We start from the raw sequence: 22,010 nt of genomic DNA, 5'->3' as shown, positions 1-22,010 counted from the left end.
GCCTGGCGGTTGGTTTCACCGACTTCCGCATGGTAGTCCCAACGTTTTGGATGTCAAATGGAATGTCAATGCGGGCTACAAGCGCCTGTTCCGGCGCGTTCCGGCTTCTTCGTGCTGTTCCAGCTCGGCGACCAGGGAGGCCACGTCCAGGATCAGGGCCAGGGCGCCGTTGCCCATGATCGTGGCCCCGGAGAGGCCCCTCATCCCGTTGAATACTCGGCCCAGGCCCTTGATCACGGTCTGGAGCTGACCCACGATGCTGTCCACGACCAGGCCGACGCGGCGGTTGCCGGCCTGGACCACCACCACCTGTTCGATTTCCGGCCCGCTGGAGCCCATGTGGTACCAGTTGCGCAGAACCAGACAGGGCAGCAGTTCGCCGCGTACGTCGTACGCCTTGGCGATGCGCTCGGGGTCGTCGTCCCCGCGTTGGATCTCGACGCATTCCAGGACGTCGGAAAGCGGGATAACGTAGTATTCGTCGCCCAGAGTGACCAGCAGACCTTCGATGATGGCCAGGGTCAGAGGCAGGCCGATGCTGATGGCCGTGCCCTGGCCGGGGCGGCTGTCGATCTCCACCGTGCCCTTGAGGGACTCCAGGGAGCGTTTGACCACGTCCATGCCCACTCCGCGTCCGGAAACAGCGGTGACCTTTTCTGCGGTGGAAAAGCCGGGGGCGAAAATCAGTTGGAGCACGTCCCGGTCCGAAGGTCGGGCATCGGCCCTGGCCAGCCCCCGTTCCACGGCCTTGGCGTAGATTTTGTCCGGGTCGATGCCCCCGCCGTCGTCCTCGATAACGATCCGCACCTGGCCGGCGCTCTGCATCGCGGAGAGGGTGATCGTGCCCTTGGCCGATTTGCCCTGGGCCTGGCGAACATCGGCGGGCTCGACACCGTGGTCGATGCTGTTGCGCAGGATATGCACCAGAGGGTCGCTGAGCTTTTCGATGACCGTCTTGTCCAGCTCGGTCTCCGCGCCGTTGGTCTTCAGTTCGATTTCCTTGCCCAACTCCGAGGACAAGTCCCGGACCAGGCGGCGAAACCTGTTGAAGGTCGAACCGATGGGCAGCATGCGCAGGGACAGGGTCCGCTCGCGCAGGTCGCCGCTCAAGCGTTCGATTTCCTCGCTGACCGCGGTGAGCAGCGGATTGTGCAGCTCGGATTCGATCTGCTTTAGTCGGGCCTGGACAATGACCAATTGCCCGACCAGATCGACCATGTCGTCCAGTTTCGTGGCGCTGACCCGGATGGAGGCGATCTCTTCGGCCGTTGTTCCTCCCGCTGGAGTGGCTTTCCGTTCTCCGGCCTGGGAGGCCTGGGGTGTGGCCTGGGGTGGAGAAAGCGCTTCCTGGGGTTGTCCGGAAGGTGCGGAAGTCCGGGGAGGGGATGCTTGAGCGGGTTGCCGCGACGATGCGGGGTGGGCCGGAACGTCCGGCTTTCGCGGCTGAGGCGTGGGTCGTGTTTTGGCTGATTGGGCGGTGTCGGTGGCTGGGGCGGGTGCGTCATTGGCCACGATGTCGGCCACGGGCTGGATCGGAGCTTGACACCGTGCCGCCGCGGCCAGCAGTTCGGCGGTTTGCTCGGCCTGGGCTTGGCGGAGCAGGGCCGCCTCGTCGGCGTCGATTTCCCTAAATCGGCTCACGTCGTCGGGGTCGTCCAAGAACAGGAATACGTCGCGAATCGTTTCCTCGTTCGCGCCGGTTTGGAGAATCACGTCCCAACTCGTGACGCAACGCGAAGGCTCCAGGTTGTCCAGCGCAGGAACATGCTCTGGAGATGCATGGATCTCGCATGAACCGAGTTGTTGTATTTGGCTTAAAAAATCCAAGGGATCCAGGGAGTCGAAGGATTCTTTCACTGGGTGGTAGCGCAGGTGATAGAGCCGAGGGAGCGTGTCCGCATTGTTGTCGTTATTGGGTCGGCAGGGCGCGCAGTCTTCGAAAGCGGGTTCGGCGGGCTCGGGGGCGGCGTGTTCCCGGGCGTCCATGACCTGCTCCAGGGCCATCAGAATTTCGGTGGTCTTGTCTTGGGGCAGGCCGTTCTCCGGGGCCTGGAGATAATCGGTCAACGTATCCTTGTAGCGGAAGGACAGGGAGACCAGCGCCGGAGTGCAGGCGATTTCCGCTGATCTCACCCGGTCGAAAAGGGTCTCCAGATCGTTGGTCAGCTCCCGGACGTCCTCCAGGCCAAGCATGGCCGCGGAGCCCTTGATAGTGTGCAGGGAGCGGAAAACGCGGTGCACGCCGTCGATGTTGCCCGGCTCGGTCTCCAGTTCCAGCAGGGCGCTTTCCAACTCAGCCAATAGCTCCTGGCATTCTTCGATGAACAACTTATATTTCGTGCTCATGAGCCGCTCTCCAGCATCCAGGCGAAGCCGAGGTTTTGGAATTGCTCGAGAAGTTCGTCCGCTGGAGCGAAGGTTAGCCCGCGATCCAGACGGGCGCTGGTCTTCAGGGCCGAGGCAAGGGCTTGCAGACCGGCGGCGTCCACGTATCGGGTGGCGCTCAGGTCCAGACGCAGGCTTGCGGCTTTGGCCGGGGCGGTGTGGAAGCAGCTCCGAAATTCCTCGATTTGGGACAGTTCAAAGCGCTCCCCGAAGAGCAGGACGGCTTGGTTGCCGACCATCTTCCAGGGTGAATCAGCGCCCTGGAAACAGGTTTCCGCGATCGTCGCTTCCCGGCTTGCCGTCTCGCTTGGAGACGATTGGATCTGAAACATGGACTTTTCCAGTTCTCTGATCCGTTCCGCCGGTACGTCGATCAACATCCCGACCACGTCGGGATCAATGATCGAGGCGAACAGAACGTTCAGGGGGATGCGTTGAGCAAAGCCGTCTTCCAGGGTGCCCGTGGCCACGAAATCCACCTTGCAGTCCAGGATCAGGCCGGAGTCTTGGAGAGTTTTGATGATGTCGTAGGGCGTTTTATTCTTACGGTGGATGTCGTGGATCAGGTCGAATTCGATGTGGTAGAGAAATTTTCCGCCCTTGAGCCCCTGTTCCAGGGTGAACATGTCCACGTCGAAAATGGACTGACCTTGGCTGGACGGCAGGCTCATGGGCGTTTCCGTGCTGAGCTTGGTTTCCGGGGTGAGCAGCCCTTGAATTCGGGATAGACTATCTGAAATATCCAGGCATTCGCTATTTCCGGGATTGTTGATCATGGCGTTGAGCTGATCGAAGCCTTCCAAAAGGATCTGGCAAGTCGGCCGATCCGGGCGGAGTTTTTGATCACGCATCAAGTGCAGGGCGTTTTCCAGCTTGTGGGCCAGGGAACCGATGGCCTCCAGGCCGAAAAAACCGGCCGCGCCCTTGATGGAATGGGCGGTTCGAAAAATTCGGTTGATCAGTTCCTCGTCATAAGCTCCTTCCAAGTCCTCCAGAGCCATGATGTCGGATTCGATGCTTTCCAGGTGTTCCTTGGAATCCTCGATAAACGCGTCCATCAATTCGTCGGACATAAAGCGATCTCACTGTTTGGGGTCAGGGGCGGCGGTCGTCGAAGTAACGGGATCCGGCAGGCATGCATGGGCAGTGCGGGTCATGCGGCCTTTTGAATCGTGAAGTGCTTGTCCAGGCGCATGACGACGAGCACGTTGTAGATGTCCTGCTTGACGTTCACCAGGGTGAGGCGGCCCTGTTTGGCTTTCAGGGAGTTGTGCGTGGCCACGAGCAGTCCCATGCCCAGGGAATCCACCATCTCCACGACGCTCATATCGAGGGTCAGATCGGCATGGTCGTTCTTGATAAGGTTTGACAATTCCACCCGCAGTTCCTCGATTTTCGAGCCGACCATGTTTTCGGACACTCTGGCCACGGTTCTTGGTCCATCTTGGCTGAGTTGCAGCATGTTTGTTACTCCTGAAGGTTCTCGTTCCTTGCGCAGCGTCATCCGGTTGCCGGAAGAATTGAATTCGACTTGTTCAAAAAAAGCGCGAATGATGGCTAAGCCTCGGCCGGATTCGCTGCTGGGCGGAGGGAGTTTCCAGTTATGGTTTTGCCATGCAAAGCCGAACCCTTGATCCTGGACCATGACTTCAAGCCGGTCCGGATGGATGGCGACCATGCAGGTTACGGACTTCGCGGGATCGGAACGATTGCCGTGGATCACGGCGTTGGTCAAGGCTTCGCGCAGAGCCAGGAGAATCATGAAATGATCCTCATTGGGCAGTTTGTCCCGCAGCAAACCTTGAACCAACAGGCAGGCCTGATCCACCTCCGCGAGGTGCGAAGGGAAGTTCAGCTCCACTTGGTCTTCGGTCCGCGATAAAATCAGCATGATCACACCTCGACGGCCAGCAGCACGACATCGTCCTGAGCCGTGGCCTTCTGCAATATTCGGACCTGAATATGGCCGGGGCAAGTTGACAAGGGCAGAGAACGGCATTCTTCGCAGGCTTGGATCAGGGTCCGGATGTCGTCGTGAACGATGCGGGCTTGGTTGTTTTTCACGTCCAGCAGGCCGTCGGTGTAGAGAAAAATCCTGTCACCCTTGGTTACAGGGCGGGAAATTGGGTTCAGGTAGATGTGCGGGAACGGGCCGAGAATATCGCCCTCGGCGCGCAGGATTTCCACCTCGCCGTCTTTGCCCACGAAAATCGGCGGCGGGTGACCGGCCGAGAGGACCGTGAGGTGGTCGCGTCTGCCGTTGAGCACGGCGTAGGCCGCCGTGAGGAATCTCCCCGGCGGCAGAACGTCATGGAGCACGTTGTTGATGGTGGTCAGGGTTTCCACGGGCGTGAACAGCGGGCTGGCGTTTTGGCGCAGCAGGGCCTTGACCCCGGAGGTGATGAAGGACGTCTTCAGGTCGTGTCCGCTGATGTCCGCGACGACATAGCCGAACCCGCCGCTGACGGGAAACACGTCGTAGTAGTCTCCTCCGGCTTCCAGGATGGGCTCGTAGAAGACGGCGAATTTGGCTTCGGGATGCTCTTCGGGCTTGGTGAGCATGGACTGCTGGGCCTCGCCGATCTGGCGCAGCTTCTCGGCCTGTTCGGCGATCACGCTCCGGTAGGCCCGCGCCACCTTCAGGTTGGTTCGTACTCGGGCCAAAATTTCCAGGGGTTCGAAGGGTTTGGTGACGTAATCCATCGCGCCCAGTTCAAATCCCTTGACCTTGGAGCTCACGTCGTCCAGCGCGGAAAGAAAAATGACCGGAACGGAGGCGGTGACCGGCTCTTCCTTGAGCCGGAGCAATGTTTCAAAACCGCTTTCCCCCGGCATCATGATGTCCAGCAGGATCAGGTCCGGGCCGTGGGTCAGGGCCAGGCTTCGGCCTTCACTTCCAGTTCCGGCCTGAAGCGTCGCGAACCCGGAAGAGGCCAGGATTCGCTGGAGGACCACTCGATTCGTGGGATCATCGTCGATGATCAGCACCAAAGGCGTGTCGCGTGGATGATGGACCATGGGGTGTCGGGTATAAGGTTGTTTATCTAAGACGGTATGGTGTGTCCGAGGCTTCGGTAAGACTCTTATCAGACTATTCTTTTTTTTGCCAGCAGGGAAACGAGCCGGGATGCGAAAGAAATGAGAGGATGGATAGCCGGTCCGCGTCGTGTGAGAGGGGGTCAGGTCGGCTCGCCGGGGCGACGTTGATACCTGCTCCGCAACTTGCGGCACAGGTCCCAGGTCATCCGGGCTTCGTCGATGTTCCACCTCAGAGCGGTCAGCCCGTACAGGACCGTCAGCACCGGGATGAACAGCAACGCGGACTTGCCCAGCATGGAAGCCGCCAGGGCCGCGCCGCCCAAGACCGCGCTGAGCCCGGTCATCCGCGCGAGTTGTGGACCGATGGTCAGCCAGGGGCCGACCTTGCGGCGCAGGATCAGTCCGAGAAGGAGCACGTTGGCCCAGGAACTGAGCGCCGCGGCCAGGGCCAGGCCGACATGCGCCAGGTAGCGCATCAGCACCAGGCTCAAGGCCACGTTGATCAGCAGGCAAGCCGCGGCCACCAGGACCGGGGAGCGGGTGTCCTCCAGGGCGTAAAAGGCCGAGACCAGGGGCCGGACGCAGGCGAAAGCCGGCAGGCCGACGCTGTATCCCACCAGGGCCCAGGCCGTGGCCCGCACGGCTTCGTCGCCGAAGGCCCCTCGTCCGAACACCGCGTCGATGATCGGCAGGCTCATCCCGGCCAGACCCGCGGCCGAGGGCAGGCAGACGAACAGGGTCATGCTCAGGGTGGTGTTCAAGGTCCGTCGAAATCCTTCCATGTCCTTGCCCGCGGCCAGCAGGGACAGGCTGGGCAGGGCCGCCGTGCTCAGGGCCACGCCGAATACTCCCAGGGGAAGCTGGACCAGCCGGTCCGCGAAATAGAGGTAGGAAATGCTCCCGGCGGCCAGCAACGAGGCCAGCAAGGTGCCGATGACGATGTTGATCTGGTAGACCGCCGCCCCGAACACCGTGGGCAGCATCAGGGACCCGATTCGTTTCACCCCGGGATGCTTCAGATCCACCGGGCCGCGCCAGGACAATCCGAACCGACGCAGATAGGGCTGCTGGAGCAGCCATTGCCCCAACCCGGAAAGACAAACTCCCCAGGCCAGGGCCAGGGCCACATCCCAGCCCATGAACATGGCCAGCAGGGCGGAGAAGATCAGCCCCAGGTTCAGGATGCAGGGGGCCGCGGCCGGGGCCCAGAAGTGGTTCAGGGAGTTGAGCACGCCCATGCACAGGGCCACGGCGGAGATGAACAGGATGTAGGGAAAGCAGATCCGGACCAGGGTTACGGTCCCGGCCAGGATTTCCGGGTCTCGGCCGAAGCCCGGGGCAATGAGCAGGGTCAGCGGTTCGGCCCAGATCATGGCCGCGACGCAGATCACCGTCAGGATCGCCGTCAGCCAGACCAGCACGGACCTGGCCAGGACAAAGGCCTCCTGGCTCCCTTTTTCCCGCCAGGTCCGGGAAAAGACCGGGATAAAGGCCATGGTCAGAGACCCTTCGGCAAACAGTCTGCGCAACAAATTGGGCAGGCGGAAGGCCACGAAAAACGCATCCGCCCAGATGCCCGCGCCCAGGGCGAAGGCAATGGTCATATCCCGCAAAAAACCGAGGATCCGGCTGGCTACGGTACCCGCGGCGACCACGGAGGCGTTGCGGGCGATGCGGCCTGTGAAGGATGCGGGGGCGGATGGGGGTTGTTCGGTCACTGGAGGGTCTCGGCGGGCTGTTGCAAGGGGAGGAGAGCAGGACGGGGGATGTCTTGATTCTTCCACGTATCGCTATCGAAATCGCGATCGAAATCGAAATCGGTCTTTAGAAGTGTGCATCAGGGAATGCCGACGACAGGCATGTTTCGATTTCGATTTCGATCGCGATTTCGATTTCGATTGATGCCGTCGCCCCCTTGAAACATGAGTTTGCCGAAGCTACCGCTGGAGCAGGGCGCGGACACGGGCCTTGACTTCCTGGATGATCTCCCGTTCTCCGGGCACCTGGCGGCCCTGCATAAGGATCTTCCCGGCGCAGATGGTGGTGTCCACGCAGTCGCCGTTGGCGGCGTAGACCAGGTTGGAAATCAGGTTGTGGTTCGGGACGAGTTGAGGATGATTCAAGTCCAACAGCAGGCAGTCCGCGAGCATGCCCGGGGCGATGCGTCCGGCGTTCAGGCCGAAAATTTTCGCCCCGTTGACCGTGGCGCAGGCCCAGGCTTCCGGCGCGGGCATGACCGTGGGGTCTCCGGTCACGGTTTTGCGGCTCAGGGCCGCGAACTTCATTTCCTCGAACATGTCCAGATTGTTGTTGGAGGAGCAGCCGTCCGTGCCCAGGCCGATGCAAATACCCAGGCCGTGCAGCCGACGATACGGAAAGGCCCCGGAGCAGAGCTTCATGTTGGAAGCGGGCAAGTGGGCGACCTTGACGTCCTGATCGGCCAGGATGCGCATTTCCTCGTCGTCCAGCCAGATGGCATGGGCCGCGAGGACATTCGGGCCGAGAAAGCCGATCTCCTTCAAATAACGAACAGGCGTCGTGCCGTGCGCCGCCACGCAGTCCTCAACTTCCCGTTGGGTTTCCGCCAAATGGATGTGCAGGATCAAATTCTTGTCCCGGGCGAATTCGGCCAGCCAGATCAATGAATCCCTGGACACGGTATAGATGGCATGGGGCCCCAGGGCGTATCGGATGCGGTGTGAGGTTTCGTGTTTCTGGTCGAAAAAATCCTGGGCCCGTTGCTTGAACTTGGATGCTTGTCCCGAATCGTTGAAGTCGATGAACGGCAGGGAGAGCATGGCCCGCGGGCCCATGTCTTCCACGGCTCGGACGGCGCCGGGCATATGCCAGTACATGTCGCAAAAAAACGTGGTCCCCGTCTTGATCATCTCCAGGCAGGCCAGTTTTACGCCCCAGTAGACGTCTTCCTTCGACAATTTCCGTTCCAGAGGCCAGATGTGCTCATGCAGCCACGTATGCAGGTCAATGTCGTCGGCGTATCCGCGCAGCAGCGTCATGCCCGCATGGGTATGGGCATTGATCAGCCCGGGAACGATGGCCTTGTCTGCGGCGTCGATGACCGTCCCGGCCCATTCCGGCGGGGTCTCCAGGTTTGGGCCCACCGCGACGATCTGCTCGCCCTGGATCAGGACGTCGACTTCCCGGCCTTCGTGCAGGGCGTTTTTGATCAGGATGCTCATGGTTGTCGGCAGTGTGACGGGTCAGGAATTCGGCCGCAGACCGGCCCGGATTTTCAGGGCGATTTCACGGACACGGGCCATGATCGCATCCTCGTCCAGGGTTGTCAGGCTGCGGTTGCGCATCACGATGCGTCCGTTGATCAGCACCGTGTCCACGTCGGAGCCAGAAACGGCATAGGCCAGGTGGGAATATTCATCGTACAGGGGGGTCAGGTGGGGCTTGTTCATGTTGATGACGCAGACATCCGCCTTCATGCCGGTCTTGAGGACGCCGATTTGCCGGTCCAGACCAAGAACCCGGGCTCCCTCGCGGGTGGCCATGTGAACCACCGTCTTCGCGGACATGACCACGGGGTCGAGCAGTGCCGATTTATGCAGCTTGGCCGCGGTGTCCATTTCCTGGAACATGTCCAAATTGTTATTGCTGGCGCAGCCGTCCGTGCCCAGGCCCACGGGGATGCCCTGCTTAAGCATGGCCGGGACCGGGGCCACGCCTGAGGCCAGCTTCATGTTGCTTTCAGGGTTATGGACCACCTTGCAGCCATGATCGGCAAAAATCCGCATGTCTTCATCATCCATGGTCACGCAATGAAACGCGAAAAACCGCTCATTGAGCGCGCCGATTTCCTTCAGGAACATTGTCGGCCGTTGTCCCAGCTTTTCCAGGATCTGTCTGGACTCGGCCCCGTTTTCCAGAAGGTGGGTCGCCAGGGGGGCCTGGTACGCATCGGCCAGGGCCGTGGCCGCTTTCCAGAGATCAGGCGAGCAGGTGTACAGGGAGTGGGGTTCGACCATGACGTTCACGAGGGGATCGTCGGCCCATTTCTGAAGCATTTTTTCCGTGTAGGCCAAGCCTTCTTGGGAGGTTTTGGCGTTGGGCGAGGGAAAGTCGAACAGGACTTCGCCGATCACGCAGCGCATGCCGGCCTGTTTCGCGGCTTTGGCGGTCTCTTCTTCAAACAGATACATGTCTGAAAAGGTCGTGGTTCCGGATCGGATCATTTCCGCGCAGGCCAGCAGGCTGCCCCAGTAGACCAGTTCCGGATCGACGTTGTTGGCCTCGGCCGGAAAGATATAGTTGTTCAGCCAGTCCATCAGTTCCATGTCGTCCGCGATGCCCCGAAAGCAGGTCATGGCCGCGTGGGTATGGGCATTGACCAGACCGGGCATGATGATGGACAGCGGCATGTCGATGACCGTGTCCGCCGTGAAGGCGCGCGACAGATCCTCCTTGCGCCCCACGGCCACGATATCCGTGCCCTGGATGGCCAGGGCGCCGTCCGTGATTGTCGTGTCCGCTTCGTCCATGGTCAGGACGGTTCCGCCCGTAACCAGGATGTCAATCCGCTGCATCGGTAGCTCCCAGCCAAAATTTACATTTTTTCATTCGCGTTAACCGGAAATCGTGGCGCCGATCACCAACCGGTCCGGCCTTGTCCGGGCCATCGTCAGCCCCGGGGCATGAGTCAGGTCCGGGGATGCCCGAAAAAATTCCTCCCACGGAGTTCGCCCAGGAAACGCTCTTCAGGCCATGCGCGATTTCAGGATGAAATGTCCTGACAAAAAAGAGACTGGTGGAAAAAGGCATATTTCCGGTTGGTCTGTTAATCAGGCATGGAGAGACATGTCAATCTGACGGTTGCCCACGCCAGAGACCCGTCAAAGTCAGGTGAGGATACCGATCATTCTCAAGACCTTGTTTTCCATTCTTGCACAAAGCCTCAAAGCCGGTGCGATGAATCTCGCTTCCGCGATTCTCAGCTGCGTGCCCCTGCCTTTTCGAACAAACGTGGTAACTACTCAGTACATTTTGTGTCCGATCTTGCTCCGGCAATCGGTGTCGGGGTCGGCGCTTCGCTATCGGAGTCGGAATCGAAACAGGAAGAATTTAGAACGCATCCCAGCGTTTTCGATCCCGATCCCGATTCCGATTCCGACCCCGGCAACAGAATTGCTCTGTGCTGAGTAGTTACCAAACGTGTAGAAACTATGACGGAGCCCTGGTGCTTGCCTTTCCTTTCCAAGCGGAAAAGGCGGATGGCCTCAACGGACTGCTCTACCCTGCTGAGGGCGAGAGAGGGATGCACGAGAGAGCCACGGAAGGATTAAATTCAGAAAAACGGCAACATCTTCCGCAGCAGATTGATCAGTTGATTCGTTTCCTCGGGACTCAGGCAGGCGGTGAGTTCGCGGGTCAGTCCCAGGTGCAGGTCGTGGTGTTCGGCTGCCAATTGTTCGCCTTTGGCCGTCATGCCCAGGCGGATGGAGCGGCGGTCGGATTCGTGGGGTTGGCGCTCCACGATGCCTTTCTTTTCCAGGCGATCCACCAGCACGGTCAGGGAGCCGGTGGTCACGCCCATTTTTTCGGCCAGTTCCTTCATGGTCAGCCGACCGTGTCCGCACAGGATCTCCATGGCGTGGATCTGCTGCAGGGTCAGCGGCTTGCCCCGGACCACGCATTGCTCCCAGGAAGCGAATTTTTCGTGAAATTCCACCAGCAGGGAGGTCAATTCCTCGTCATGTTGCATTGCGTTCCTCCTGATCGTCATCCTTGCCCATGGCCAGGGCCGCGGAGGAGAAGACCACGATCACGGCCCCCACGTTGTGCATCACCGCGGCCTGGATCGGTCCCAGGATTCCCGCGGCCCCGCCCCAGATAGCCAGAGCGTTGAAGCTCAGTCCCAGGACCACGTTGATTTTAATCACGGTCAACATCTTCCGGCTCAGGCGTATCAGCAGCGGCAACCGGGAGATGTCGTCCCGTGTCAGGACGATGTCCGCGGTTTCCAGGGCCACGTCCGTGCCCGCGGCGCCCATGGCCACGCCCACGTTGGCCCGGGCCAGGGCCGGGGCGTCGTTGATGCCGTCGCCCACGACCATGACCTTGTGACCGGCTTCCTGGAGCCGACGCAGTTCTTCCAGTTTCTGATCCGGCTTGAGCCCCGCCCTGGTCCAGGTAATGCCGAGCTGTTCGGCCACCCGTCGCACGGATCGGTCATGATCCCCGGAGAGAATCCCCAGGTGTGAAATGCCCAGGTTGCGCAAGCGGTGCATGGTCTGGGCGGCTTCGCTCCGGATCGTGTCCGAAACGCCGATCACGCCGATGGGGTGCTGGTCCCGGTAGACCAGCAGCGGGGTGGCGCCCCTGGCCTGGATGGTTTCCAGGCAGGTTCGCAAGTCCGGCGGCAAAGATCCGGCCCCGGCTCCGGGCCCGGTATCCAGGGCTGCGCCTCCCACCTCAATGTGTCGGCCCCGGACCACGGCCCGCACGCCCCGGCCTACCTCGGCTACGACTTCCGTGGCCTTGTCCACGGTGATCCTGGCATATTGGGCGGCCTTGAGCACGGCCCGGGCCAGGGGATGGCTGACGTCCTGTTCCACGCAGGCCGCGCAGGCCAGGACTTCTTCCGGCGTGCATCCCGCATCGGCCCGGACTTCCTCCACCCTGGGTCGTCCGCTGGTCAGGGTGCCGGTCTTGTCGAAGAGCAGGGCGTCCACCTTGGAGGCCTGCTCCAGGTAGCGACCTCCCTTGACCAGTACTCCGGCCCGGGCCAGACGGCCCACCGCGGCCACCGTGGCCGTGGGCGCGGCCATGATCAGCGCGCAGGGGCAACCGGCGATGAGCACGCTGACGGCCCGGCTCCAATCGCCGGACCAGTACCAGACCAGTCCGGCCAATCCCAGGATCACCGGAGTGAACCAGGCGGCGTATCTGTCGATGAACCGGGTGGCCAGGGGCTTGTGCTGCTCGGCCTCGCCGACCAGGCGGATCACCCGGCCCAGGAGCGTGTCCTCTCCCACTTTCTCGGCCCGGATGCGCAGCACGCCGTTGTGGTTCAGGGTTCCGGCCAGCACCTCGTCTCCCTCGCTTTTGGTCACGGGCAGGGATTCCCCGGTGATGGCGGACTCGTCCAAGGCCGAGGCCCCGGAAACGATCCGGGCGTCCACGGGAATGCGGTCTCCGGGCTTGACCAGGAGCAGGTCGTTCGGGGCGATGTCCCGGACCGCGATTTCCCGCTGACCGTCGCCGTCCAGAAGCAGGGCGGTCCGGGGGGCCACGCGCATCAGTTCATGGATGGAGCGGCGGGCCGAATCGCTGGTGGCCTCCTCGATCAGCGTGCCCAGGGTCATGATGAAGGCCACCACCGCCGCGGTGAGCAGTTCGCCCTGGATCAGGCAGGCGATCAAGGCCAGACTGACCAGCTCGTCCACGTTCACCCGGCGCTCCAGCAGGCCCTGGATTGCCCCCCAGATGATCGGCCCGCCGTTCAGGCCGATGGACCCGGCGTAGAGCACGAGCACGGGCCACGCCCAAACCGGCCCGAAGACCTCCCAAAGATACCCGGCCAGGGCCAACCCGCCTCCGGCCAGACACACCTGAAAATCCCGAAAGACGAACAACTCCCTGTACACGCCCAGGGTGGCGAAGCGGCCGATCATGGTCAACTCCGGATAGTGAAGCAGGTTTGTGTTTGGAAATATTGTTTGAGTGTAAAGATTTTTGACTAGCGAATAGTTTGTGGGTTGTAAAGAAGTGACATCAAATTAAAATCAGTATTATGAAAATTGTTTTCATCACCATTGACTTTTTGGGTTTGGTGATTGATATGATTAATCTGGTTTTCGCGACTGGACTACAAGAATAAATACATCGAGGTGTAGGATGATTTTGAAAAGAACGATCATTTGTCTGGCATTTGCTTTGCTGCTCTCAGCCGGTTCCCCAGCCTGGGCGCATATGCCGCTTTGTCTGTGCATGGACAACGGCGACAATTCCATCACCTGCCAGGGCGGATTTTCCGACGGTTCGTCCGCCGCCGGGGTGATCATGCGGATCAAGTCCCCGGATGGGCGCGTGTTGCAGGAAGGCCGAATGGATGACAGCTCGGAATTCACCTTCATGAAGCCCCGAGCGGATTTCCTCGTGGTCTTTGACGCGGGCCCCGAGCATCAATTGCGGGTGCCGGGCAGCCGGATCGCCCAATGAGCAACGCCATCGAGGTCCGCGGCCTGGGCCACCGGTACGACGGACGAACGATCTACGAGAACCTCAATTTCAGCGTCCCGGAGGGGTCGGTCTGCGGATTGTTGGGCAAGAACGGGCAGGGCAAGACCACGTTGGTGAACATCCTGATGGGCTTTCTCAAACCCTTCAAGGGAGAGTGCCTGGTGCTGGGCGAGGATTCCCACGACCTGCCTCCGTCCGTGCGTGCCCGGATCGGCCTGCTCCACGAAGGGCACCTGGCCTATGAGTTCATGACCATCGCCCAGACCGAACGTTTTTATCGCGGTTTCTATCCCCGTTGGAATCCGGAGGTGTTTTTCGGGCTGGTGAACAAGATGGGCCTGCCCCTGGACCACAAGGTGGGCAACATGTCCTGCGGCCAGCGTTCCCAGGTGGTCCTGGGCGTGATCCTGGCCCAGGACCCGGACCTGCTGATCCTGGACGACTATTCCATGGGCCTGGACGCCGGATACCGGCGGCTGTTCCTGGACGTGCTGCACGATTTCGCGGCCGGGAAGGGCAAGACCATCTTCGTCACCAGTCACATTGTCCAGGATCTGGAGCAACTGGTGGACTCCATCATCTTCATCGACCGGGGCGAGATCATGCAGGTCGGTCTGGACGAGTTCATGGGCACGTTTTGCAAGTACGTCTTTCACGGCGAAACCGTGGCCGAACCGCCCCAGGACGAGGTGATCAAGGGCTTTGAACGGCGGGGGACAAAAATTTCGGTGTATTCCTACGAAGACATCCAGACCGTGGAGCGCCATCTGGTCGGCCTGGGCATCCAACCCTTGGAGCTTTGCCGAGCGTCCATGAGCCTGGAGGATGGATTTATCGGCCTGATGGGCAAATATTGACCGGGAGGGGGAATGATTCGATCCATACTGCTCAAGGAAGGGCTGAAACTGCGCTGGGTGTTTCTGGCGGCCCTGGCCGTGAACGTGGCGTTCTGCGTCAAGGTGTTCCTGGACATCCGGCAGCAGATGAACACGGAGCACGCCCAGATGGTCTGGTACCAGGCCGTTCATCTCCAGACCGTGTTCCAGTATCAGATGCGCCACCTGCCGTTGCTCACGGGCCTGGCCCTGGCCGCGGCCCAGTTCGTTCCCGAACTGCTGGGCCGCCGGATGCGCATCGCCCTGCATCTGCCCGTTGCCAGGGAAACCATGCTTGTCTGGTGCCTGCTGGCGGGCCTGGGGCATGTCCTGGTCGTGATCGGGATGGTCGCCGGACTGACCCATCTGACCATGACCAGATATTTTCCCGCCGAGGTGAGCCTGTCCGCATTGGCGACCATGGCTCCCTGGTACGCGGCCGGGCTGATGGGCTACCTGGGAGCGGCGGTCCTGTTCCTGGAGCCCGGTTGGCCGCGACGCCTGTTCCTGGGGCTCATGTACGGGACGGCGGCTTTCGTCCTCCTGATGGGCCTCGGTTACGGCTGGTTCACCCCGGCCTTGCCCTGGCTGGTGATTCTTTTGCCCTTGGCGCTGCTTGGCGTCTTTGAACCCTGCCGCCGATTTCACCAGGGAGGCGCGTGATGTCCCCACTTATACCGTCCCGCGTGCTGACCCCGGTCTCGCGGTGGAGCACGACGGTCCTGGCCGTCCTGGCTGTCTTGGCCCTGAGCTTTCTTCTGCCCGCGATTTTCAACAAGGTCGCGGGATCCGGAGGGGACGAGCCGCTGCTGTTTTACAGTCCGCTTTCGGAAGGCTTCATCTATCAAGAGTCCCTGGGAGGCCACCAATTCGTGTATCGGGATGAACAGGGCCGCGACTACAGTCGGCAGGAGTTCGAGGATCAACTGCCCTTTGTCTATTTTCGCAATCTGGAACGGCGCAACCTGCTGCCCATGACCATCGCCGGGCGAACCTTCGACACGGAAGCCATTGCCGCCGACCGCCAGGGCCTGGAAATCCGGGCCCGCCACCTGCGCGGCCATCACCCGCGCATCGACCTCTATCCGCTGTTCAACATCGACCCGGCAATCGCCATGATGCGCTTTCCCGTGGAGATGTTCCGGTTCACGGATTCGGCCATGGAATTCCTCAATGCGGATTTCAACCGCATCGACCACGACCTGACGGAAATCTTCACCAATGCCCTCAAGGAGCAAGGTTTTTTCTTCCCGGCCACGGTGATCGGCGGCAAGCCCACGAACCTGAAGCCCTTTGACGACGGCTACTTCATCCGTGACGCCGTGGGGCGGATATTCCACGTCAAACGGGTCCTGAACCAGCCCGAGGTGGTCGCCACGGCCATTGATCCGTCCCTGGACGTGCTGGACATCATCGTCAACGAGAACGAGCGCCGGGAGTTTCACGGGGTGATCATCACCAGGCAGGGCGAAGCGTTCCTGATTGCCTGGGACGACTACCGGCTGATTCACCTGCCGGTGCAAGGCTACGATCCCGCCCGCATGGACTTCAAACTGCTCATCGATCCCCTGTACCGAACCGTCACCGTCAGCTCGGCCAGCAGCGTATTCGGCGTGGCCATGAACACGGCCTACGAACCCCTCCACCGATTCGAGCTCCCCCGCCGGGACTCCTCACCATCCTGGGTTCTCCGGATGCGCGAGTTTCTCTTCCCCGTCGAGCTGCACCTACAAAGCCCCTGGCGCGGCCAAGCCGACCCTCACATCCAGCTCGGCGGCCCCTGGTCCATCGGCGGAATCCTGACGGCCCTGGCCGCCCTCCTGCTGATCCGTCGCGCCCGCAACGAAACCCTGCCGGGACTTGCGGACCTTATCCCCGTTGCCTTGACCGGCTTCATCGGGCTGTTGGCCGTGCTGTTCCTCCAGCCTGGACGCCGCACTTCATAGCGCCGTCCTTGGCCGGACCCCGCCGAAACACCGGCCTGGGGTCCGGCTTCGGCATGTCCTCGCAACTTGGATTGTTCAATCCGCCACTGCTCCCTTGATCTGGTCAGGTGTTCAAGATACTTTGCGATGTCCGATACGGGAACGGTTGATGGAGAGTAGTATTTACTGTTTTTCAGCAGACTGTAGAATGTATTTGTTGTTAAGTTACCCCATTGGAGTCGAATGTGAATCTTCAAGAGTTCGTCAAGACCGCGCTCGCCGACATAATCGCGGGCGTTGCCGATGCCCGCCCAGAAGCGCACAAGCACGGAGCCAACGTCGGCTCAAACCGCGTCTATGGTCATGTCAAAGATGCGAAGGTGATCACCGACGAAAAGGACCGTCCTGTCACAACGGTTGAGTTTGACATCGCTCTTGCCGAGGCGAGCGCCAAAGACACCAAAGGCGGAATCGGTGTCTTTCTCGGGACTGTCGGCCTTGGTTCCCAAGGTTCGTCGCATGGAGAGTCGTCCTCGCACTCGCGGATAAAGTTCTCGGTCCCCGTCGTCTTTCCCAGCGATGAGGCCTAAACTCTTTGCTGCAGCCGACCTGCTACGGAGGCGATGCAGCTCAAACGTTGAGTATGACCAAGACAAGATTGGACCCGGAAGAGCAAGAGTTGCTGGAAGCTTATGAGTCAGGTGGGTTTGAATCGGATCTGAATGCCGACCGGAGGGAGTCTCTTGCCAGGGCAGCAGAAGAAACGTTCAAGAAAGACAAGCGCATTCATGTCCGAATCTCCAGCCGGGATTTGGAAGCACTTCAGCGCCGGGCGCTGGAGGAGGGGCTTCCCTACCAGTCCCTGGTGTCCAGTGTCCTGCACAAGTTTGTTTCCGGCGGACTCAAGGACATCTCCGCACTCAAGTCAGCCCAGCGGCCGCGCTGATGTGCGCTTTCAAGCAATCGGAGACTGACCAGGCACGGATCGCCGAGGCGCTGATTGCAAGTCTCGATGTTCCCACGGACAGGGAGGTCGAACTTGCTTGGCGGACGGAGATCGATAAGCGGTTGCACGAAATCGACAACGGCACCGTAAAATGCGTTCCGTGGGAAGAGGTGCGAGATCGACTCTACCGGAACGCCAATGTACAGCGTTGACATACATCCCGGCGGGTATGCCGAGGTGGAGCACTCTCGGATCGGGAGATAAAAAAAGGTCGCTCGTGAAACCTGCATCCAGCCAAGCATGGCTGGTCGGTTTCAGTGAGCGACCTTTTTTGTGGGGCGAGCTCGCCAGCGAGCGTCCGGCGGATTTCCCTGCGGCTACTACTCGGCGCGGACAGCGTCCGTGATCAGCACCGGTTCCACCGGGACGTCCTGGTGCATGCTCTTGTTACCGGTCTTGACTCCGGCGATGGCGTCCACCACGTCCATTCCCTCCACCACTTTGCCGAACACGGCGTAGCCGAAGTCCCGGCCACCATGGTCCAGGAAGGCGTTGTCCTTGAGGTTGATGAAGAACTGGCTGGTGGCGCTGTTGATGTCCGCGGTGCGGGCCATGGCCAGGGTGCCGCGCAGGTTTTTCAGGCCGTTGTCCGCCTCGTTCTTGATAGGCGGATGGCCGCTTTTGGGCGTCATGTCCTCGGTCATGCCGCCGCCCTGGATCATGAAGCCGGGGATCACGCGGTGAAAAATGGTGTTTTGGAAAAAGCCATCATCCACGTAACGCAGAAAATTCTCCACGGTTATCGGCGCTTTTTCAGCGTCCAGCTCAATGGTGAACGCTCCATGGCTGGTAGTCATCACGACTTTGGTCATCATCTTCTCCAACGGTTGAGCCCCCTCGGGGGCGGGTGAGGCGGCGTCCTGGGCGGATGCCGCCAAGGGGATTATGGCCAGAACCAGGGCCAGGATCAGGGCAGACAGAATTCGCGTCGCCCGTGTGCCGGGCTTTGGGGTGTTTCGCGTCATGGCTATGGCCTCGGTTAGATTTTCACTTCATGCACCCAGCCAAATACATCTTCCTTTTCGCCGTACTGGATACCCACGATCTCGTCATGCAGCCGCCGGGCGAGGTCGCCCACGCCGCCGTCCCGGACCGTGTATTTTTTGTCCTTGTAGGAAATGGAGCCCACCGGGGAAATGACCGCGGCGGTGCCGGAACCGAAGATTTCGGTCATGGTTCCGCTTTGGATGGCGTCCACGCACTCCTGGATGTCGATCAGCCGTTCCTGGACGTCCATTCCCCATTTTTTGGCCAGGGTCAGGACTGAATCCCGGGTAATGCCCGGCAGGATGGAGCCGGTCAGGGGCGGGGTGACCAGGGTGTCTCCGATCCGGAAAAAGATGTTCATGGTCCCCACTTCCTCGATGTACTTTCGTTCGATGCCGTCCAGCCAGAGCACCTGGGTGAAGCCTTTCTTCTTGGCCACTTCGGCGGCGAAGAGGCTGGCCGCGTAGTTGCCCATGGTCTTGGCCTCGCCCACGCCGCCGCGCACGGCCCGTACGAACTCGTCGGACACGTAGATGCTCACGGGGCTGAAGCCCTCGGCGTAGTAGGCGCCCACCGGTCCGGTGATGATGTAGTAGATGTATTCCTTGGCAGGTCGGACCCCGATGTGCGGTTCCGAGGCGATCATGGTCGGGCGGATGTACAGGGACGAGCCCATGCTATGGGGAATCCAGCCGTGGTCCACGCGCAGCAGTGTCTCCAGGGCGGCAAGCTGGTCATTCACGTCGATGGTGGGCATGCACAGCCGGGTGGCCGAGCGGTTCATGCGCTCGAAATTCTGGAAAGGCCGGAACAGGTGAATCCGACCGTCGCGACAGCGGTAGGCCTTCATGCCCTCGAAGATGCCCTGGCCGTAATGCAGGACCATGGCCGCCGGATCAAGGGTGATGTTCTGGTACGGCGCGACCCGCGCGTCCACCCAGCCCTGGGGCTCACGGTAGTCCAGCCGGAACATGTGGTCGCTGAAGGTATTGCCGAAGACCAGCTTGCTCTCGTCCGTCGGCTTGCCGCGACGTTGGGCCTCCGGGGCCGGTTCGATGCGGATATCCATTGATTATTCCTCCCAATACAGTGGGGTTGAAGGTTGTGGGGTCAAGCGGTGTAACAAGGCACGGAGGCTGTTTCGATACGAGACAGCTCATCGGAAAGGCGCTGTTCCGCCATCCAAATATCATAATTCTGTTGTAATCTAAGCCAAATCCCCGGCCCATTCCCAGCGAACTTGCCGATTCGCAAAGCCATTTCGGCCGTGATGGGGTGAGAGCAGTCAAGTATTTGGCGCAGATGCTGATGGGAAACGCCGAGTCGTTCCGCCGCTTCATGCGTCGAAATTCCCAACTGCTCCAAAACGTCTTCACGCAAAATTTCTCCAGGGTGGACCGGAGCGCGGTGGAGTGGGCGATTAACGAAATATTCAGACATGCTATAAACTCCTTCAGTGGTACTGCTCAAGGTCGGCGCGGAGAACATTTCCGTCTTGCCATTCAAACGTGATGCGCCATGGACCATTCACGGATATGCTGTAACGCTTTGGTGGTTCTCCTTGAAGAGGATGACAGAAGAAGCCCGGCAAGTGAAGGTCTCGCAATGTCTCGGCTTGATCCAGCACTTCCAGGCGTCGAAGTATCCGAGCATGGAGTTCCGGATTGATCTTTTTCGTGAACCCCTTTGCAAACAACTCGGCAAGACCTTTATGCGAAAAGCTGGTGATCATTTCACTTGCGGAGAAGGATATGCTCCCGGCTTCGACTCCATGCCGACAGAGCGCCCGGTTGCCCTCTGTATCGCTTGAACCATCGCTTCAGGTTCGTCCGTGCCGATGCGGAAGGTTTTGCCTTGGTTGGTGCGGATTTCCACGGCGTCCAGGCCGGAGACGTTGTAGAGCGTTCCGTGGGGCGTGAGGCGGATGCCCCAGCCGTAGTACCACGGGTTGCGGACCACGCGGGCCTGGGCAATGTTTTCCAGGCGCTCAACCTTGCGTGGCCAGCCAGGCGTGAAGGCGGCGGTCAGCACGGAGGAGGTGATGGTCACGGTCAGGCTGGAAAAGGTGAAGCCGATTGCCACGGCCACGGCCAGCAGCGCCCAGAGCCAGGACGCTCCGCCCTGGATCAGCTGATGCAGGACAAAGGCCCCGGCCAGCACGAAAGAGGCGATCATCAGGGTGCCGCGTTGGGTATGGCGGTAGAGAGGGCGCTCTGAAGGGGCTTGGGAAGCTGCGCTCATCACGTTCACCCGGTCTTGGTCTCGGTCTTGGCCTCGGCCTGGTCCAAAAAGCTGGACATGCTTTCCCGATGGTCGAAGACCCGTTTGCTCTTGCGCTCGGTACGGGGCAAGGCCGCGTAATCCAGGATTTCGACCTGGGAGCGGACCATGATTTTGCGTCGGATCTCTCCGGCCACGGCCTCGGCCAGGTCCTTGTCCGCGGAGGCGTCCACGTTGGGCCCGCGTTCCACCTTCAGGGTCATGATGTCTCGACCGTCGTCCCGGTGGAGCAGGTGGATCTGATATTCGCTGCCCAGGCCGGGGATGCGGCTGAGCACGTCGTCGATCTGGCCGGGGTAGATGTTCACGGCCCGGTAGATGAACATGTCGTCCGTACGGCCCAGGACCCGGTCATGTAGCGGAAAATCCACGCCGCAGGGGCACTCGCCGGGGATCAGGCGGCTTACGTCGTGGGTGCGGTAGCGGATCAGCGGGGCGGCCTGTTTGCGCAGGGTGGTGACGACCATTTCGCCGGGTTCACCGGGTGGGACCGGCTCCAGGGTGACCGGGTCCAGGATTTCCAGGATGAAATAGTCGGCCCAGTAATGGATGCCCCGGTGCAATGCGCAGTCCAGCCCCGTGCCCGGACCATAGAGTTCGGTCAGGCCGTAGATGTCGAAGATGTGCTCCACGCCCAGCAGTTCCTTGATCCGCTGGCGCATGGAGTCGCCGTGGCGTTCCGCGCCGAGGATGATCTTGGAGACCTTGACCCGGTCGATCAGGCCCCGGCGGTGCAGCTCCTCGGCCATGAGCAGGGCCATGGAGGCCGTGGCGCAAAAGACCGTGGTTTCCATGTCCACCATCATTTCGCAGTGCATGTCCGAATTGGCCGGCCCCAGGGGCACGGCCATGGCCCCGAACCGCTCGCACCCGAGCTGAAATCCGGCCCCCGCGGTCCACAGTCCGTAGCCCACGGCGATCTGGACCCGGTCCGCCGGGGTCAGCCCGGCCAGCTCGTAGCAGCGGGCGAACATATTCCGCCAGTCGTCAATGTCCCGCTGGGTGTAGCAGAGCACCTTGCGCTTGCCCGTGGTGCCGGAAGAGGCGTGGATGCGGACGATGTCCTCGAAGGGCACGCTGCGCAGGGGGTACGGGTAGCCGGTCTGCAAATCCCCGGCGTCGCAAAAGGGCAGGCGGTGCAGATCGTCCAGAGTCCGGACGTCCTCGGGCCGCACTCCGGCCTGGTCCATGCGCTCACGGTAAAACGGGCTGCCCGCGTAGGCGTGTTCCACGGTCCAGCGCAGCCCGGCGGTCTGGATGTCGATCAGTTGTTCGGGCGATGTTTGGGGGATGAAGGGCATTTGG

At 60.9% G+C, this 22,010-nt stretch carries 22 protein-coding genes; 7 read left to right on the top strand and 15 right to left on the bottom strand.

Translation table 11 applies throughout. From position 1 onward, the window contains the following. Positions 1–75 precede the first annotated feature (75 nt). The 9 genes from DESLA_RS19225 to DESLA_RS0106750 all read right to left on the bottom strand — a co-directional run bounded on the left by DESLA_RS19225 (position 76) and on the right by DESLA_RS0106750 (position 13,064). The gene (locus tag DESLA_RS19225) at positions 76–2,346 is read right to left on the bottom strand and encodes a chemotaxis protein CheA (RefSeq protein ID WP_035261480.1); all 2,271 of its coding nucleotides are present in this window, start codon (positions 2,344–2,346) and stop codon (positions 76–78) included. Further along, positions 2,343–3,458, bottom strand: a complete 1,116-nt coding sequence (locus DESLA_RS0106790; RefSeq protein ID WP_028571865.1) for an STAS domain-containing protein — start codon at positions 3,456–3,458, stop codon at positions 2,343–2,345. The genes DESLA_RS19225 and DESLA_RS0106790 overlap by 4 nt, the downstream gene beginning before the upstream one ends. Positions 3,459–3,538: 80 nt before the next feature. Then, entirely contained in the window at positions 3,539–4,276 is a 738-nt protein-coding gene (locus DESLA_RS19220) for an ATP-binding protein (RefSeq protein WP_035261478.1), read from the bottom strand. A gap of 2 nt (positions 4,277–4,278) precedes the next feature. Then, a complete protein-coding gene (locus tag DESLA_RS0106780; RefSeq protein ID WP_028571864.1) occupies positions 4,279–5,403 on the bottom strand; it encodes a PP2C family protein-serine/threonine phosphatase in 1,125 nt (374 codons plus the stop codon). Positions 5,404–5,564: 161 nt separating this feature from the next. Then, the gene (gene murJ / locus DESLA_RS0106775) at positions 5,565–7,142 is read right to left on the bottom strand and encodes a murein biosynthesis integral membrane protein MurJ (protein WP_051434463.1); all 1,578 of its coding nucleotides are present in this window, start codon (positions 7,140–7,142) and stop codon (positions 5,565–5,567) included. Between the two features lie 219 nt (positions 7,143–7,361). After that, complete coding sequence (locus tag DESLA_RS19215) at positions 7,362–8,624, bottom strand: amidohydrolase (protein WP_035261476.1); 1,263 nt, start codon at positions 8,622–8,624, stop codon at positions 7,362–7,364. A 21-nt stretch (positions 8,625–8,645) separates the two neighbouring features. Further along, positions 8,646–9,977: an amidohydrolase gene (locus tag DESLA_RS0106760; protein WP_028571862.1), complete on the bottom strand. Its 1,332-nt coding sequence runs from the start codon at positions 9,975–9,977 to the stop codon at positions 8,646–8,648. 758 nt (positions 9,978–10,735) lie between these two features. Next, the gene (locus tag DESLA_RS0106755) at positions 10,736–11,152 is read right to left on the bottom strand and encodes a MarR family winged helix-turn-helix transcriptional regulator (protein ID WP_028571861.1); all 417 of its coding nucleotides are present in this window, start codon (positions 11,150–11,152) and stop codon (positions 10,736–10,738) included. Next, positions 11,142–13,064, bottom strand: a complete 1,923-nt coding sequence (locus tag DESLA_RS0106750; protein ID WP_028571860.1) for a heavy metal translocating P-type ATPase — start codon at positions 13,062–13,064, stop codon at positions 11,142–11,144. Before DESLA_RS0106750 ends, DESLA_RS0106755 begins: the two co-directional genes overlap by 11 nt. 223 nt (positions 13,065–13,287) lie before the next feature. Between DESLA_RS0106750 and DESLA_RS0106745 the strand changes: the two genes are divergently transcribed. The 7 genes from DESLA_RS0106745 (at position 13,288) to DESLA_RS23665 (ending at position 17,590) form a co-directional block, all read left to right on the top strand. After that, positions 13,288–13,611, top strand: coding sequence for a hypothetical protein (locus DESLA_RS0106745; protein ID WP_035261473.1), 324 nt, complete (start codon positions 13,288–13,290; stop codon positions 13,609–13,611). Beyond that, entirely contained in the window at positions 13,608–14,489 is an 882-nt protein-coding gene (locus DESLA_RS0106740; RefSeq protein WP_028571858.1) for an ABC transporter ATP-binding protein, read from the top strand. Before DESLA_RS0106745 ends, DESLA_RS0106740 begins: the two co-directional genes overlap by 4 nt. Before the next feature lie 12 nt (positions 14,490–14,501). After that, a complete protein-coding gene (locus DESLA_RS19210; protein WP_051434462.1) occupies positions 14,502–15,170 on the top strand; it encodes a hypothetical protein in 669 nt (222 codons plus the stop codon). Further along, positions 15,170–16,453, top strand: a complete 1,284-nt coding sequence (locus DESLA_RS0106730; RefSeq protein ID WP_028571857.1) for a DUF4857 domain-containing protein — start codon at positions 15,170–15,172, stop codon at positions 16,451–16,453. The genes DESLA_RS19210 and DESLA_RS0106730 overlap by 1 nt, the downstream gene beginning before the upstream one ends. A gap of 224 nt (positions 16,454–16,677) precedes the next feature. Continuing rightward, a complete protein-coding gene (locus DESLA_RS0106725; protein ID WP_028571856.1) occupies positions 16,678–17,022 on the top strand; it encodes a hypothetical protein in 345 nt (114 codons plus the stop codon). Between the two features lie 53 nt (positions 17,023–17,075). Beyond that, positions 17,076–17,378, top strand: coding sequence for a hypothetical protein (locus DESLA_RS0106720; RefSeq protein ID WP_028571855.1), 303 nt, complete (start codon positions 17,076–17,078; stop codon positions 17,376–17,378). Continuing rightward, on the top strand, positions 17,378–17,590 hold the full coding sequence (locus DESLA_RS23665) for an addiction module protein (RefSeq protein WP_035261470.1): 213 nt from the start codon (positions 17,378–17,380) through the stop codon (positions 17,588–17,590). The genes DESLA_RS0106720 and DESLA_RS23665 overlap by 1 nt, the downstream gene beginning before the upstream one ends. A 168-nt stretch (positions 17,591–17,758) precedes the next feature. Here the strand turns inward: DESLA_RS23665 and DESLA_RS0106710 are convergent, their stop codons facing one another. The 6 genes from DESLA_RS0106710 to DESLA_RS19200 form a co-directional block, all read right to left on the bottom strand. Continuing rightward, the gene (locus tag DESLA_RS0106710) at positions 17,759–18,253 is read right to left on the bottom strand and encodes a peptidylprolyl isomerase (protein ID WP_035262658.1); all 495 of its coding nucleotides are present in this window, start codon (positions 18,251–18,253) and stop codon (positions 17,759–17,761) included. 164 nt (positions 18,254–18,417) lie between these two features. Next, positions 18,418–19,494, bottom strand: a complete 1,077-nt coding sequence (locus DESLA_RS0106705) for a branched-chain amino acid aminotransferase (protein WP_028571852.1) — start codon at positions 19,492–19,494, stop codon at positions 18,418–18,420. Positions 19,495–19,535: 41 nt separating this feature from the next. After that, a complete protein-coding gene (locus DESLA_RS0106700; protein ID WP_028571851.1) occupies positions 19,536–19,865 on the bottom strand; it encodes a HigA family addiction module antitoxin in 330 nt (109 codons plus the stop codon). A 13-nt stretch (positions 19,866–19,878) separates the two neighbouring features. Then, a complete protein-coding gene (locus DESLA_RS0106695; protein ID WP_028571850.1) occupies positions 19,879–20,157 on the bottom strand; it encodes a type II toxin-antitoxin system RelE/ParE family toxin in 279 nt (92 codons plus the stop codon). After that, entirely contained in the window at positions 20,154–20,666 is a 513-nt protein-coding gene (locus tag DESLA_RS19205; RefSeq protein ID WP_156932894.1) for a hypothetical protein, read from the bottom strand. The genes DESLA_RS0106695 and DESLA_RS19205 overlap by 4 nt, the downstream gene beginning before the upstream one ends. A gap of 5 nt (positions 20,667–20,671) precedes the next feature. Beyond that, entirely contained in the window at positions 20,672–22,006 is a 1,335-nt protein-coding gene (locus tag DESLA_RS19200; RefSeq protein ID WP_051434859.1) for a phenylacetate--CoA ligase family protein, read from the bottom strand. Positions 22,007–22,010: the final 4 nt, after the last annotated feature.

Source organism: Desulfonatronum lacustre DSM 10312 (genome assembly GCF_000519265.1).
Lineage (GTDB): Bacteria > Desulfobacterota > Desulfovibrionia > Desulfovibrionales > Desulfonatronaceae > Desulfonatronum > Desulfonatronum lacustre.
The sequence above is the reverse complement of the archived record's forward strand: the minus strand, read 5'-3'. Positions and strand labels throughout refer to the sequence as shown.